The sequence below is a fragment of the Streptomyces sp. NPDC047315 genome, assembly GCF_040643215.1.
Taxonomy (GTDB): Bacteria; Actinomycetota; Actinomycetes; order Streptomycetales; family Streptomycetaceae; genus Streptomyces.
Map to the genome: position 1 here is coordinate 213,985 of NZ_JBEYTZ010000007.1, position 13,744 is coordinate 227,728.

Annotated in this window: 11 protein-coding genes and 1 tRNA gene; 4 read left to right on the forward strand and 8 right to left on the reverse strand. The window is 73.7% G+C overall.

Annotated features, from left to right (window positions below):
* Positions 1-152 precede the first annotated feature (152 nt).
* On the reverse strand, positions 153-1,298 hold the full coding sequence (gene hppD / locus ABZ842_RS10385; RefSeq protein WP_361534884.1) for a 4-hydroxyphenylpyruvate dioxygenase: 1,146 nt from the start codon (positions 1,296-1,298) through the stop codon (positions 153-155).
* Positions 1,299-1,419: 121 nt separating this feature from the next.
* Here hppD and ABZ842_RS10390 point away from each other — a divergent pair, with 121 nt between their 5' ends.
* The 3 genes from ABZ842_RS10390 to ABZ842_RS10400 all read left to right on the forward strand — a co-directional run bounded on the left by ABZ842_RS10390 (position 1,420) and on the right by ABZ842_RS10400 (position 2,825).
* Positions 1,420-1,902 carry an Lrp/AsnC family transcriptional regulator gene (locus tag ABZ842_RS10390; protein ID WP_361534887.1) on the forward strand — a complete coding sequence of 161 codons (483 nt, stop codon included), beginning with the start codon at positions 1,420-1,422 and terminating at the stop codon, positions 1,900-1,902.
* A 63-nt stretch (positions 1,903-1,965) separates the two neighbouring features.
* Positions 1,966-2,613, forward strand: a complete 648-nt coding sequence (locus tag ABZ842_RS10395; RefSeq protein ID WP_361534890.1) for a helix-turn-helix domain-containing protein — start codon at positions 1,966-1,968, stop codon at positions 2,611-2,613.
* Positions 2,610-2,825 (forward strand): hypothetical protein, encoded by a 216-nt coding sequence (locus ABZ842_RS10400; protein WP_361534894.1) that lies wholly within the window; start codon positions 2,610-2,612, stop codon positions 2,823-2,825. Before ABZ842_RS10395 ends, ABZ842_RS10400 begins: the two co-directional genes overlap by 4 nt.
* 29 nt (positions 2,826-2,854) lie before the next feature.
* Here ABZ842_RS10400 and ABZ842_RS10405 read toward each other — a convergent pair whose 3' ends face one another.
* From ABZ842_RS10405 to ABZ842_RS10420, 4 genes are all read right to left on the reverse strand, one after another.
* The gene (locus ABZ842_RS10405) at positions 2,855-3,643 is read right to left on the reverse strand and encodes a S16 family serine protease (RefSeq protein WP_361534897.1); all 789 of its coding nucleotides are present in this window, start codon (positions 3,641-3,643) and stop codon (positions 2,855-2,857) included.
* A gap of 455 nt (positions 3,644-4,098) precedes the next feature.
* Positions 4,099-4,740 carry a helix-turn-helix domain-containing protein gene (locus tag ABZ842_RS10410; RefSeq protein WP_361534900.1) on the reverse strand — a complete coding sequence of 214 codons (642 nt, stop codon included), beginning with the start codon at positions 4,738-4,740 and terminating at the stop codon, positions 4,099-4,101.
* 299 nt (positions 4,741-5,039) lie between these two features.
* The gene (locus tag ABZ842_RS10415) at positions 5,040-6,830 is read right to left on the reverse strand and encodes a DEAD/DEAH box helicase (RefSeq protein WP_361534903.1); all 1,791 of its coding nucleotides are present in this window, start codon (positions 6,828-6,830) and stop codon (positions 5,040-5,042) included.
* Positions 6,831-7,045: 215 nt separating this feature from the next.
* A complete protein-coding gene (locus tag ABZ842_RS10420; protein ID WP_361534906.1) occupies positions 7,046-8,557 on the reverse strand; it encodes an MFS transporter in 1,512 nt (503 codons plus the stop codon).
* Between the two features lie 183 nt (positions 8,558-8,740).
* Here ABZ842_RS10420 and ABZ842_RS10425 point away from each other — a divergent pair.
* Positions 8,741-8,812: transfer RNA gene (locus ABZ842_RS10425), tRNA-Cys, on the forward strand.
* A 54-nt stretch (positions 8,813-8,866) separates the two neighbouring features.
* Here the strand turns inward: ABZ842_RS10425 and ABZ842_RS10430 are convergent.
* The 3 genes from ABZ842_RS10430 to ABZ842_RS10440 all read right to left on the reverse strand — a co-directional run bounded on the left by ABZ842_RS10430 (position 8,867) and on the right by ABZ842_RS10440 (position 13,706).
* A complete protein-coding gene (locus ABZ842_RS10430) occupies positions 8,867-9,424 on the reverse strand; it encodes an AAA family ATPase (RefSeq protein WP_361534909.1) in 558 nt (185 codons plus the stop codon).
* Between the two features lie 317 nt (positions 9,425-9,741).
* Complete coding sequence (locus tag ABZ842_RS10435) at positions 9,742-12,057, reverse strand: xanthine dehydrogenase family protein molybdopterin-binding subunit (protein ID WP_361534912.1); 2,316 nt, start codon at positions 12,055-12,057, stop codon at positions 9,742-9,744.
* Complete coding sequence (locus ABZ842_RS10440) at positions 12,054-13,706, reverse strand: 2Fe-2S iron-sulfur cluster-binding protein (protein WP_361535173.1); 1,653 nt, start codon at positions 13,704-13,706, stop codon at positions 12,054-12,056. The genes ABZ842_RS10435 and ABZ842_RS10440 overlap by 4 nt, the downstream gene beginning before the upstream one ends.
* Positions 13,707-13,744: the final 38 nt, after the last annotated feature.

The following is a 13,744-nucleotide window of genomic DNA, read 5'->3' on the forward strand; positions in this document are numbered from 1 at the left end:
GAGCGTCGAACGCGTGCGCAGGGCTGTAGATAACCCCGGGGAAACAGTCGCGGACGGACGGCCGGGCGCGGTTCGCGCCGGCCGTCCCCACGACGGCGTGGACCGTTCGGACGGCGTGAACCGTGCGGGCAGCGTGGGCCGCTCGGACGGCGTCAGAGGTTGCCGCGCTTCTCCTGCTCGCGCTCGATCGCCTCGAACAGCGCCTTGAAGTTGCCCTTGCCGAAGCCCATGGAGCCGTGCCGCTCGATCATCTCGAAGAAGACCGTCGGCCGGTCCTGGACGGGCTTGGTGAAGATCTGCAGCAGATAGCCGTCCTCGTCGCGGTCGACGAGGATCTTCAGCTCCCGCAGGGTCTCCACCGGCACCCGGGTCTCGCCGGCCCACTCGCCGAGGGTGTCGTAGTACGAGTCGGGGGTGTCGAGGAACTGGACGCCGGCGGCCCGCATGGCCCGCACCGAGGCGACGATGTCGTTGGTGGCGAGCGCGATGTGCTGGACGCCGGCGCCGCCGTAGAACTCCAGGTACTCGTCGATCTGCGACTTCTTCTTCGCGATCGCGGGCTCGTTGATCGGGAACTTCACCTTCAAGGTGCCGTCGGCGACGACCTTCGACATGAGGGCGGAGTACTCGGTGGCGATGTCGTCGCCCACGAACTCCTTCATGTTGGTGAAGCCCATGACCTTGTTGTAGAAGCCGACCCACTCGTTCATCCGACCGAGTTCGACGTTGCCCACGCAGTGGTCGATGGCCTGGAAGGTGCGGCGGGCCGGCGGCTCGACGATCGGGGCGGCGGCGGTGAAGCCGGGCAGGTACGGCCCGTCGTAGCCGGAGCGCTCCACGAGGGTGTGCCGGGTCTGGCCGTAGGTCGCGATCGCGGCGAGGACGACGGTCCCGTGCTCGTCCTTGAGCTCGTACGGCTCGGTGATGCCGCGGGCGCCGTGCGCGGTGGCGTAGGCGTACGCGGCACGGACGTCCGGGACCTCGATGGCGAGGTCCACCACGCCGTCGCCGTGCTCGGCGACGTGCTCGGCGAGGAAGGCGCCCCACTCCGAGGTCCGCTTGATGACGGAGGTGAACACGAACCTGGCGGAGCCGTTCTCCAGCACGTAACTGGCCGTCTCTCGGCTGCCGTTCTCCGGCCCGGCGTAAGCGACGAGCTTCATCCCGAAGGCGGTGGAGTAGTAGTGGGCGGCCTGCTTGGCGTTGCCGACGGCGAAGACGACCGCGTCCATTCCCTTCACCGGGAAGGGGTCGGCCTCGCGCGCGGTGGTGGGGTGGTGATCGATGGTCTCAGTCATGGTTGCAGGCTCCACCCGATCCACAAGGTGCGCAATAGTTCGTCGTTCCTCTGGGCAACCTGTCCAGCCGGGGTCCACGATGGTGGCCCCTTCTGTACATGATGACCATCGGGGAGCGGGTATGGCGATCGATCATTTGGACGGCCGGCTCATCGTGCTGCTGGCCCGGGAGCCCCGCATCGGCGTCCTGGAGGCGTCGCGGCGCCTGGGGGTCGCCCGGGGCACCGTCCAGGCGCGGCTCGACCGGCTCCGGTCGAACGGGGTGATCAGGGGCTTCGGCCCGGACGTCGACCCGGCGGCGCTCGGCTATCCCGTGACGGCCTTCGCGACGCTGGAGATCAAGCAGGGGCAGGGCTCGGACGTGCGCAGCCATCTGGCGTCCGTGCCCGAGGTGCTGGAGCTGCACACCACGACCGGGCACGGCGACATGCTCTGCCGGCTGGTGGCGCGCTCCAACGCGGACCTCCAACGGGTGATCGACCGGGTGGTGGGCTTCGGCGGCATCGTCCGGGCGTCCACGGCGATCGTGATGGAGAACCCGGTGCCGCTGCGGATCATCCCGCTGGTGGAGCAGGCGGCGACGGGCGAGCCGGGATCCGGCTGAGCCCCGACAACTCGATACAAAGAAGTCTTTGCAACGAGGTGGATGCAAAGCTATCTTTGCATCATGTCGGAACGCCCAGACCACTCAGACCGCTCAGACGCCGCCGATGACCGGCGCGAGTACCGGCCGCTGGATCCGCGGTCGCTGCGCGGCCTCGCCCATCCCCTGCGCATCCGACTGCTGACCTCCCTGCGCCACGACGGACCCGCCACCGCGTCCGGCCTCGCGGAGAAGCTCGGCGAGTCCAGCGGGGCGACCAGCTACCACCTGCGGCAGCTCGCCGCCCACGGCTTCGTCGAGGACGCGCCCGGGCGCGGCAAGGGCCGGGAGCGGTGGTGGCGGGCCTCCGCGGACGGCACGAGCATCGACCACTCGCTGTTCACCGACCCCGACCCCGCGGTGCGCGGCGCGGCGGACCTGTTCATCCACGAGATCGCGACGCTCCACACCGAGGAGGTCAGCACCTGGCTCGGCACCGCGCACGAGTGGCCCGAAGCCTGGCGGCGCAGCTCGGACCTCAGCGACTTCACACTGCGGCTGACGCCCGCGCAGGCGTTGGACCTACGGGACCGGGTGCACGCCCTGATCCAGGACTACCACGCACAGGCCCCGGGGCCCGACGCGGCGGACGCGGAGAAGGTCCGGGTGCACCTGCACACGTTCCCGCGCGGCGACGGCCGGCGGGACGATCCGAGAGGGGACGGACAATGAGCGAGGCCCACCCGGACTTCCGGCTCCGACTGGCCGCGGAGCGCGCCGCGCGGCTGCGGGTCCGGGCCGCCGCATCCGCGCTGGCCGCGCGGGCACGGGCGCAGCGCCCGCCCCGGACGCCGCTGCGGGTGCGCTTGGGGTGGGCCCTGGTGGAGGTGGGCCTGCGGCTGGTCCAGCGGCGGGCGGTGCCGTTGCGGTCCCGTACGGTTTGAGCGGCCCGTACCGGCGAGGCGCCGGGCGATCAGCAGGAGGGGACCTTCTCGCCCTTCTGCAGGTCCCGCAGCGCGTCCACCGCGCCGTCGAGCGTGGTGACGGGAATGAGCTGGAGCCCCTTCGGCAACTCGGCCTCGGCGTCCGCGCACTCCCCCTTGGGCACCAGGAAGACGGTCGCGCCGTCCCGCTTGGCCGCCTGCGTCTTCAGGGAGACCCCGCCGACCTCGCCGACCTCGCCGTCCGGGCTGATCGTGCCCGTACCCGCGACGGTACGGCCGCCGGTGAGGTCGCCGCCGGCGCCGTTGCCGTCGAGCTTGTCCACGATCCCCAGCGAGAACAGCAGCCCTGCGCTCGGCCCGCCGATGTCCTCCAGCCGCAGGGAGACCTTCACCTTCGCGGGGTCCTCGTCGAGGTACGAGAGCGCGGCCTTCGCCGCGTCGTGCTGCGACTCCTCCATCGCCTCCAGGTTGATCTTCTCCACCTGCTGGTCGGACTTCCCCGCGGGATAGACCGACTCCCGCGGCAGCACCGCGCGGTCCGTGCGGAACCAGCTGTCCACGACGTCCTGGACGTCCACGTCCGTGGACGGCCCGGTCGCCACGATCGTCGTCATGCGCAACTGCCCGGTCGTCTTGCGCACGGGCGCGCCCTCGATCGAGATGACGGGCTGGCCGTCCTGCGTCCCGAGCACGTCCGCGGTGGACCCCGGCTGGGCGATCACGAACGGCAGCGGCACGAAGGCCGCGACCGCGAGCAGCGCGAGGACGGGCAGGGCGCTGAGGGCGATGGCGCGGGGGCGAGTGAGACGGGAGAGCACGGGGCCAATCTAGTCGCAGCGCCGCGGGTGCAGCGCCCCGACCACGTCTTGGCCGGCGGGGACGGGCTCGGCTGCCCCGCGGCTCCCTGTGCCGAGGACTGCCGGCGGGCGGCTGCGGGTCGTACGTGGCCTGGTCGCGCAGTTCCGCTCCAGGGCGCTGTTGCGCCGTACTGGCGACGCGGTGATGACGCCTGCGGCCCGGTGGCGGGTTTCTCGCGCAGTTCCCCGCGCCCCTCATTACCCACGCCCTGCGGGCGTAGGCCCGGCCTGTGGACGAGCCTGCAGGTGACCGACGGAGGCAGCGAGACAGGGGCGCTGGGGTCCCCCAGGCCCTCTGGGGCCGAGATGGGGGTACCCCCGTGCCCTCAGGGCACAGGGGAGGAACTGCGCGGGCAACCCGGCACCGGGCCGCAGGCGCCGTCACCGCATCCGCGCCCGTCAAAGCGCGGCAGGCATCACCGTAGGGCTTCGGCCACCTCGCGCGCCGCGTCGACCACGCGGGGGCCCACGCGTTCGGGGACCGAGTCGGCGAGCATCACCACGCCCACGCTGCCCTCTATGCCGGTCACCCCGACGAGGGGAGCCGCCGCGCCGCTCGCGCCCGCCTCCAACTCGCCGTGGGTGAGGGTGTAGCCGGGGTCGTCGGCGGGGGCCTGGCGCGCGGCGAGGATCGCCTTGCCCGCGGCGCCCCGGTCGAGCGGGTGGCGGAACCCGGCCCGGTACGCGACGTGGTAGTCGGTCCAGGTGGGCTCGACCACGGCGACGGCGAGCGCCTCCGCGCCGTCCACGAGCGTGAGGTGGGCCGTCGCGCCGATGTCCTCGGCGAGCGCCCGCAGCGCGGGCATCGCGGCCTCGCGCACCAGGGGGTGCACCTGGCGCCCCAGGCGCAGCACGCCGAGGCCGACCCTCGCCCGGCCGCCGAGGTCGCGGCGGACGAGGGCGTGCTGCTCCAGGGTGGCGAGCAGCCGGTAGACGACGGTGCGGTTGACGCCGAGTTTTCCGGACAGCTCGGTGACGGTCAGCCCGTGGTCGGTGTCGGCGAGCAGCTTGAGGACACGCAGTCCCCGGTCGAGCGTCTGGGAGGTCTCCGCGGTCACGACGCCCTCTCCTTCGGAGTGAGTGACGGCGGGTCCCCCGGTCGTCGCGGCACCGGTCCCGTCGGCGTCGCACCGAGGGCCCACCGACGGGCCATGGCACACCGGTTGGGCTCCGCGGCTGCGCTGCCACGGGGCGCTTGATTGTGTGACGGGGACAGTAGCGAGCTGGTTCGCTCAGCGGAAGACCCCGTCCAGAATCCGGTCCCACGGATGTGATATGGGACCGGTTCCTCCCTGTTCCTCCCCAAGAAGCACCCCGTGATCGGCCGCGCCGACCGCCCCGCCGACCGCCGCGCCGGTCACCGCATCCGCGTCGCCCACTCCTGGACCTTCTTGATCCGCTCCCGGATCTGCCCGGCCGTCGCCTCCGCGCTCGGCGGCCCGCCGCACACCCGCCGCAGCTCGGTGTGGATGACGCCGTGCGGCTTGCCGCTCTGGTGGACGTACGCGCCGACCATCGTGTTCAGCTGCTTGCGCAGTTCCAGCAGTTCCTTGTGGGAGACCACGGGCCGGCGCTCGGCCGGCAGCTCCAGCAGGTCGGCCTCGGTGTCCGGCTTCTTGCGGCTGTGCGCGATCTGTCGGGCCTGCCGCTTCTGCAGCAGCATCTGCACCTGGTCGGGTTCGAGGAGGCCGGGGATGCCCAGGTAGTCCTGCTCCTCCTCGCTGCCGGGGTGCGCCTGCATGCCGAACTCGGCGCCGTTGTACATCACCCGGTCGAAGACGGCGTCCGACTCCAGTGCCTCGAAGGGCAGTTGGTCCTGATCGCCGGTGTCCTCGTCCTGCGCCTTGTTCGCCTCGTCCAGCTCCTTCTCGGACTCGGCGTACGGGTCCTCCTCGCCCTCCTTCTTGGGCCGGTCGAGGACGTGGTCGCGCTCGACCTCCATCTCGCCGGCGAAGCCGAGCAGGTTGGGGATGGTCGGCAGGAAGACGGACGCGGTCTCGCCGCGCCGCCGGGAGCGCACGAAGCGCCCCACGGCCTGGGCGAAGAAGAGCGGCGTGGAGATGGTGGTGGCGTACACGCCGACGGCGAGCCGGGGCACGTCGACGCCCTCGGACACCATCCGCACCGCCACCATCCAGCGGTCCGTGCCCTCGCTGAAGTCGTCGATGCGCTTCGAGGCGCCCGTGTCGTCGGAGAGGACCACGGTCGCCTTGGTGCCGGTGATCTCCCGGATCAGCTTGGCGTACGAACGCGCCGAGTCCTGGTCGGAGGCGATGACGAGCCCGCCGGCGTCCGGCACCGACTTGCGGACCTCGATCAACCGCTGGTCGGCGGCGCGCAGCACGTTCGGCATCCACTCCCCGCGCGGGTCCAGCGCGGTGCGCCACGCCTGGGAAACCGCGTCCTTGGTCATCGGCTCGCCGAGCCTGGCCTCGACCTCGTCGCCGGCCTTGGTGCGCCAGCGCATGTTGCCGCTGTACGAGAGGAAGATGACGGGCCGCACGACGCCGTCGGCCAGCGCGTTGCCGTATCCGTACGTGTAGTCGGCGGCGGATCGGCGGATGCCGTCGTTGCCCTCCTCGTACATGACGAACGGGATCGGGTTGGTGTCCGAGCGGAACGGGGTGCCGGTCAGCGCCAGGCGCCGGGTCGCCGGCTCGAACGCCTCCAGGCACGCCTCGCCCCAGGACTTGGAGTCGCCGGCGTGGTGGATCTCGTCCAGGATCACCAGCGTCTTGCGCTGCTCGCAGCGGTTGCGGTGCAGCATCGGCCGCACCCCGACTCCCGCGTACGTCACGGCGACGCCCTGGTACTCCTTGCTGAGCGGACCGGCGCTGTACTCCGGGTCCAGCTTGATCCCTATCCGCGCCGCGGCGGCGGCCCACTGCTTCTTCAGGTGCTCCGTCGGCGCGACCACGGTGACCTGTTGCACCACGTGGTGGTGGAGCAGCCAGGAGGCGAGGGTGAGCGCGAAGGTGGTCTTCCCGGCGCCGGGCGTCGCTACCGCGAGGAAGTCCCGCGGCTGTTCCTGTACGTACCTGTCCATGGCCGACTGCTGCCAGGCGCGCAGCTTCCCCGCGGTGCCCCAGGGGGCACGGCCGGGGAAGGCGGGAGAGAGGTGGTGGGAGTGGGCGGCGGTGGTAGTCACGGTCTCCGGTTCGACGGGCGCGACGGGCACGGAGCCCCGGGTTCCACGGGGCTGGGGTCGCGGGCGGTTCCAGCCGAGCCCCGCTCCAGGCCGAGGGGGCTCGGTATGACAACCGGGCCACCCTACCGGTGCGTCCGGACCGGTCCGGCTCGGACGGGGCCGGCCCGGGGCCGAGTGCGAGTTACCTCACACGGCCCAGCGCGGCGCCGTACGCGTCAGGAGTCCGCCGTCCCGGCGGCGGGACGGACGGTGGTACGGGTCCGCAGCCGGGTGGCGACCCACGCGCCCACCAGGGCCACCAGCGCCATCGGCAGGAACACCGCGGCGAAGGCGCCGGGGTGGGAGCCGGCGGACTCCGCGGCGGAGGTGGAGGCGTGGTGCGCGACGGAGCCGCCGCCGAGGGCGGCGAAGGCCGCGCCGCCGATCGCCAGCAGCATGATGTTCGACAGCCCGTCGGAGATCTGGAGCGCGGCCGAGTTCGAACCGGCCTCCTCCGGGGCGGACAGCTTCAGCAGCAGCACGCTGGTGGACGCGATGACCATGCCCATGCCGAAGCAGCCGATCCCCCAGGCGACGGCGAGGGACCAGACCGGCACGGAGTCGATCAGTACGGCCGGGGCGGCGGCGATGGCCACGGCGACCAGGACCATGCCGAGGGCCACCAGCCGCTCGCGGTGCGGCTCCATCTGGGGGCGGGACTGGAGGAACGAGCCCAGCGCCCAGGTGACCCCGCCGGCCGCGAGCGAGAGGCCGGCCATCGTCGGGGACAGTCCGCGCTGGGTGACCAGCATCAGCGGGATGAAGGACTCGGCGGCGATGAAGGAGCCCGCGGCGACGCCGCGCAGCAGCACCACCGACGGCAGTCCGCGAGCCGCCCGGTAGGTGCCCCTGGGCAGCAGTCCGAGGACCGCGGGCACCAGCAGCGCCGCGCCCGCGGCGGCCGGCAGCACGGAGAGCCACGCCAGGTCCTGCGCGGCGTACTGGAGCAGTCCCGCGCCCAGCGAGATGCCCAGTGCCAGCCGGATGCGGCGGGCGTCGAACGCGGGCAGCGGCGCGCCCGGGTCGGCCGGTCCGGACGCCATCCGTCGGATCGCCGGCAGCGCGAGCGCCAGCGGGAAGACGACGAGCACGGGGATGCCGACGAACACCCAGCGCCAGCTCAGGTGCTCGGTGACCGTGCCGGAGACCAGCGGCCCGACGATGGACGGGATCACCCAGCTCGCGGCGAACGCGGCGAGGATCTTGGGCCGCAGCCGCTCGGGGTAGGCGCGGCCGATCACCACGTACAGCGCGACGATGACCAGGCCGCCGCCGAGCCCCTGGACCGCCCGGCCGAGGATGAAGAGCCACATCGCGTTCGCGGTCCCGGACAGCAGCAGCCCCACCCCGAAGGCGGCGATGCCGGTGGCCAGCGGGCGCAGCGGCCCCTGCCGGTCGGCCCACTGCCCGGACAGCACCATCGCGAAGAGGCTGGTGGTGAAGTACGAGGAGAAGGCGAAGGCGTACGCCCCGACGCCGTCCAGCTCGCGCGCCGCGACCGGCATGGCGGTGCCGACGGCGGTCGCCTCGAAGGCGACGAGCAGGACGACCGTGATGATGCCGACGCTGAGCGCGCGGTGCGTACGGCCGAGGATCGCGGTGGCCTCGGGGTCCTCGGATATCAGGGCGGGCGCGGGGGCGCCTTCGACGTCCACGTCGACGTCACGGGGTTCGGGGGCGGGGGTCATTCGCTCAGGGTAAGTGGCGTGGAGCGAAATCGACCCTGTCGCTGGACGGGCCCGGGCTGGTCCCTTGGTCGTACGACCGACGGGCGGAGTGTGAACGGGGCGTGTCAGTCACATTGCGGGGTGCGGGGATTCCTTGGCCGGGCGGGAGTGCGCGATCTACGTTCTTCTCAGCAAGCAACGCACGACCGTGTGCCCGAGAGGCTCAGGGACTCGCCTGCAACGCGAGGTACACCGGTTCGAATCCGGTCACGGTCTCCGGTACGCGCGTGTGACCGCCCCCGGCGAGGAGGGGGGCGGTCACACGCGCTTTCACACCTTCGCCTCCGGCAGGCGGGCGAGGAGGGCGTCCACGGTCTGCTCGGGCGTCAGCGCGCTGGAGTCGAGCCAGAGCCCGATCCGCGGCGTCTGCCCGTGCAGCACCCCGTCCAGCCGTGCGACGGTCCAGTCGCCGCCGTACCCGGTCTTCGCCCGCCCGGCCTCGCGGGCGGCGACGGCGTCGGGGCCGGGCGCGAGGACGACGACGTACAGGGGGCGGGTGCGCACCAGATCCACGTAGTGCGCCAGGTCCTCGCCGATGACGATGTCCTGGACCACGGCGGTCACGCCGGCCTCGGCGTACAGGTCCGCGGCGGCGGCGGAGATCCGGTGCCGCAGCCGCAGCTCCTCGCGGGCGGGCGAGTCCTCGCCGCCCTCCACGGTCATGTCCGCGCCGCCGGTGACGATCATGCGCCGGAAGGCGTCGCCGCGGACGTGGGCGGCGCGGGGGAGGCGTTCGGCGAGGTGCTGGGCGATGGTGGACTTGCCGGCGGCCATGATTCCGGTGACGAGCACGACGGCGGAGTCGAGGGCGTGGGGGTGCGTTTCCATGCGCCGAAGCTAGGCTCGCTGCCGCTCGCGCTCAACCGGTTTCGGCGCCCCGGGGCGGCTGCCTTGCGGGCGCGCTGCGCTTGCGGGGGCGGGGGACGTGCTCGCCGTGGCCCTGCGGGCGCGTGGGTCTCTGCGGGTGCTCCGTGGTTGTTCGCGCAGTTCCCCGCGCCCCTGTTTCGCTACCCCCGTCACTCGCCTGCGGGCCGGGGCACAGGCTTTTAGGGGCGCGGGGAACTGCGCGACAAGCCCACCACCGGGCCGCGGAGACCAGCGCAGCCGCAAGAGAATGGCGGGCCCCTTCACCGCCCCCGCAAGGGTTACGTGTGGGTGACGGCCGCCTGGGGGCGGATGGGGAGGCGGTTCACCGGGCGGCCCGTCGCCGCCCGTACCGCCGCCGCCACCGCCGCCGGCGACGTCACGATCGGCACCGCACTCGCGGCCTTCGCCCCGAAGGACGCCACCACGTCCCGCTCCTCCACCAGCTTCACGATCCGGATGTCCGGCGCGTCCAGCGCCGTCGGCAGGGCGTACCCCGTCAGGTCCGGGCGCCGGACCGTGCCGCGCGAGGTGCGGAGGTTCTCCGTGAGGGCCGTGCCCACGCCGAAGGTGACCCCCGCTTCGATGCGGGTCGCGAGCTGCGCCGGGTTCAGCACCCGCCCGACGTCCTGCGCCACCGCCATCTCCACCACGCGCACCGCGCCCAACTCGATGTCCACGTCCACCACCGCGCGCACCGCGCAGAACGCCATGCCCACGAAGGCGTCGCCCTGGCCGCTGTCGTCCAGCGGCTCGGTGGGGTGCGGGCGGCACTGCGCGGTCGCCCACAGCTCCTTGCCGTCCAGCACCTCCGCGACCGTCACGGAGAGCACCCCGTCGTACGAGGTGATCTTGCCGTCGGCGATCTGCAACAGCTCCGTGGACATCCCGAACTGATGGGCCAGCGGCTGCAACAGCTGGGTGCGGACCATCTTCGCGGCCCGCTCCACCGCGCCGCCGGAGACCCAGGTGTGCCGGCCGTGGCAGGACGCGCCCGCGGGCGGCTGGTCGGTGTCGACCGGGGCCATGCGGACGTCGTCGATACCGAGGACGTCCTGCACGATCTGGCGGGCCAGGGTGGCGAAGCCGGAGCCGGTGTCGACGGCGGCGCAGATGACGGTGGCGACGCCGTCGTGGACCCGGACCGTGGCCGTGGAGACCTCGTCGGCGCCCTCCGCGCCGAGCATGTGGACCATGCCGAGTGCGTAGCCGACGCCGCGGCGCACCGCGCCCGGCTCGCCGGCGCCCTCCGGGCCGCCCGGCAGCAGCCAGTCGTCCTCGGGCGAGTCCTTCGGCAGCGCGGGCAGCGGGTAGTCCCGTACGGCGTGCAGCAGTTCGGCCACCGGCGCGGGGCAGGTCACGGTCTGCCCGGTGGGCAGGATGTCGCCGGTCGACAGGACGTTGCGCAGCCGGACGTCCGTGGGGTCGAGCCCCAGCTTCGCGGCGAGCTTGTCCATCTGCGCCTCGTACGCCGCGCACACCTGCATCGCGCCCTCGCCGCGCACGTGGCCCGCGGGCGGGTTGTTGGTGCGCACCGCCCAGCCCTCGATGAAGGCGTGCGGGACGACGTAGGGGCCGCAGGCGAACGCGACCGCGGCGGCCAGGGACTCCGCGGAGTCGTCGGCGTACGCACCGGCGTCCAGGAGGAGTTGCGCCTCCACCTTCACCAGCCGGCCGTCGGCGTCCGCGTGGTGGCGGTAGCGCAGCAGCGTGGGGTGGCGGTGGGGGTGGCCGAGGAAGGACTCCTCGCGGGTCGCGACCAGCTTCACGGGGCAGCCGGTGCGCAGCGCGAGGAGGGCCAGCGGCAGTTGGAAGCCGGGGTCCTCACGGTCGGAGGTGGCGCCGGGCACCCCGGTGACCACGACTTTGACCCGGTCCGGCGCGAGGCCCAGGAAGGACGCGGCCAGGTCGCGGTCGGTGTGCGGATCGGTGGAGGCGACGTACAGCTCCACCCCGCCGTCGGGGCGGGGCACCGCGAGGCCCGCCTCCGCGCCGATGGGCGCCGGGTCCTGGCGGCCGATGCGGTACAGCCCCTCGACGACGACCTCGCCGGTGACGTCGGGGTCGCCGTAGCGCAGCGGGATGTGACGGATCAGATTGCCGTCGGGGTGCAGCGGCGGCGCCTCGAAGGCCGACTCGGGGTCGGTGACCGGCTCCAGGACCTCGTACTCGACGGCGATCGCCGCGGCGGCGAGCCGGGCGGTGTCCGGGTGGTCGGCGGCGACGGCGGCGATCGCCTCGCCGTGGTGGCGCACCACGGTGGAGGCGAAGACGGGCCGGTCGGCGACGCGCCGTCCGTAGCCCTTGTCGCCGGGCACGTCGTCGTGCGTGATGACGGCCCGTACGCCCTTCATCTCCAGGGCGGCCGAGGTGTCGACGGAGACGATGCGGGCGGACGGGTGCGGGGCGCGCAGGATCGCCGCCCACAGCAGTCCCTCGGCCCACAGGTCGGAGGCGTACGGGAAGGTGCCTTCGGTCTTCGCACGCGCGTCGGTCGGGGGCAGGGACGCGCCGAGCCCCCGTTCCTCGACGGGCTGCTCGGGCCGGGGCGATCCGGCCGCTCGGGGCGTCGCGGTGGTGGCCGCGTCGTTGCTCACGCCATGCCTCCGTCGTGCGGGTGGGGCTGCACACTACCCGCACCGGGAGGCGCCTGGTGCGGAATGAGAGGGTCCGGGCCGGGCCCGTTCGGGGCGTGCGGAACCGCGCCCGCGTCGAGCCCGGTGCCCTCGACGTCTTCGGCCAGGGCCGCGGCGCTCGCCTCGCGCTCGGCGACGACCTGTTTCACCGCGTCCAGGACCCCCCGGTAGCCGGAGCACCGGCACAGGTTGCCGCAGAGCGCCTGGCGGGTCTCCAACTCGGTGGGGTTGTGGTTGCCTTCGAGCAGGTCGTGCACGGTCATCGCCATGCCGGGAATGCAGAAGCCGCACTGCACCGCGCCGCAGACGGCCAGCGCCCGCTGCACGTCGGAGGGTTCGCCGTCGGTGGCGAGCCCTTCGACCGTACGGACCTCGCTGCCGGCGGCGGTGGCCGCGGGGACCAGGCAGGAGGCGACGAGGCGACCGTCCACCTGGACGTTGCAGGCGCCGCACTCGCCCTGGGAGCAGCCGTCCTTGGCGCCGGCGAGACCGAGGCGCTCGCGCAGCACGTACAGCAGCGACTCGCCGATCCAGGCATCCGTGACGGGCCGGTCGGTGCCGTTGACGCGCAGGACGTACGAGGTGGGCGGGTGCTCCTCGAAGACGGGCGCGGGGACGGCCTCGGGGGCTTCGACGGGCTCGACGTCCGGAGCGTCGGAGTCGGGGGCCGGGGCGGCGGAGTCGGCGGGCGGGGCGGCATCAGGAGCGGCGTCGGCGGTACGGGGCGCGGGCACCGCCCCGGCGGACGGCTCCTCGGGCGCTGCTTCGGGCGCCGCCTCGGGCTCGGGCTCAAGCTGGGGTCCGGGCGTCTCGGACGCGACGGGCTCGGGCGCGGGCTCGACGGGCTCAGCGGTCTCCGGGGCGGCGGCCGTACCCGTCTCGACCTGCGCCGGCTCCTCCTGCGGCTCCGTCTGCGCGTCCGCGGGCACCGGGTGCGGCTGCGCCGGGTGGGCCGCGGGCGCCGCCGGCGCGTGCGCGGCCGAGTCGTACCCGTTCCCGTCGGGCGCGGGCCGGGGCGCGGCGTCGATGCCGTCGGCGGGCGCTTCGGGCTGCGCGGGCTCGGGCTCGGTCGCCCACGGCGCGGGCGCGCCGCCCGGCAGCGTGGTGGGCGCTTCGGCGGCCCAGGGCGCGGGCGGGCCGCCCGGCAGGGTCGGCGGGGCGGAACTCCACTGCTGCGCCTGGAGCATGGCGGCGGTGTACTCCCCCGTCTCCTCCGGCAGGTCGCCGCGGGCGACCGGGATGGTCCACTGTCCCGTGACGTCCGACGCGGGTGCCGGCGCCGGTGCGGCCGACCGGTCGGCCTCCGTGAAGGCCCACTGGGCGGTGGCGTGCGGGTCGTCGGTGTACGGCACCGCCGACGCCGCGGAGGGCGCGGGGGCCTCGGACGAGCCGGAGCCGGGGGCCTCCGGCCAGCCGCCGTGCTCGGGGGCGTGCGGCGGCTGCGACAGCGCCTCTTGGGGCACCTGCGGGTCGGCGACCGGCGTCAGCGGCAGGATCATCGGCGGCACGTAGCCGTGTCCGGGCGCCTCCAGGGGCGCGGCGTGCAGCGCCTCGTCCGGGGGCAGTTGGACGAAGGCGGTCGCGTCCTGCTCGAACGCGCCCTGCGGCATGGGCTGCCAGCCGCCGTGCTCGGGGGCGTGCGGCGCCG

Coding starts and splice junctions, on each gene's coding strand:
- ABZ842_RS10390 (WP_361534887.1), top strand. CDS start 1,420: ATGGCGATCGATCATTTGGACGGCCGGCTCATCGTGCTGCTGGCCCGG.
- ABZ842_RS10420 (WP_361534906.1), bottom strand. CDS start 8,557: ATGACCCCCGCCCCCGAACCCCGTGACGTCGACGTGGACGTCGAAGGC.
- ABZ842_RS10400 (WP_361534894.1), top strand. CDS start 2,610: ATGAGCGAGGCCCACCCGGACTTCCGGCTCCGACTGGCCGCGGAGCGC.
- ABZ842_RS10395 (WP_361534890.1), top strand. CDS start 1,966: ATGTCGGAACGCCCAGACCACTCAGACCGCTCAGACGCCGCCGATGAC.
- ABZ842_RS10430 (WP_361534909.1), bottom strand. CDS start 9,424: ATGGAAACGCACCCCCACGCCCTCGACTCCGCCGTCGTGCTCGTCACC.
- ABZ842_RS10440 (WP_361535173.1), bottom strand. CDS start 13,706: ATGCCGCAGGGCGCGTTCGAGCAGGACGCGACCGCCTTCGTCCAACTG.
- hppD (WP_361534884.1), bottom strand. CDS start 1,298: ATGACTGAGACCATCGATCACCACCCCACCACCGCGCGCGAGGCCGAC.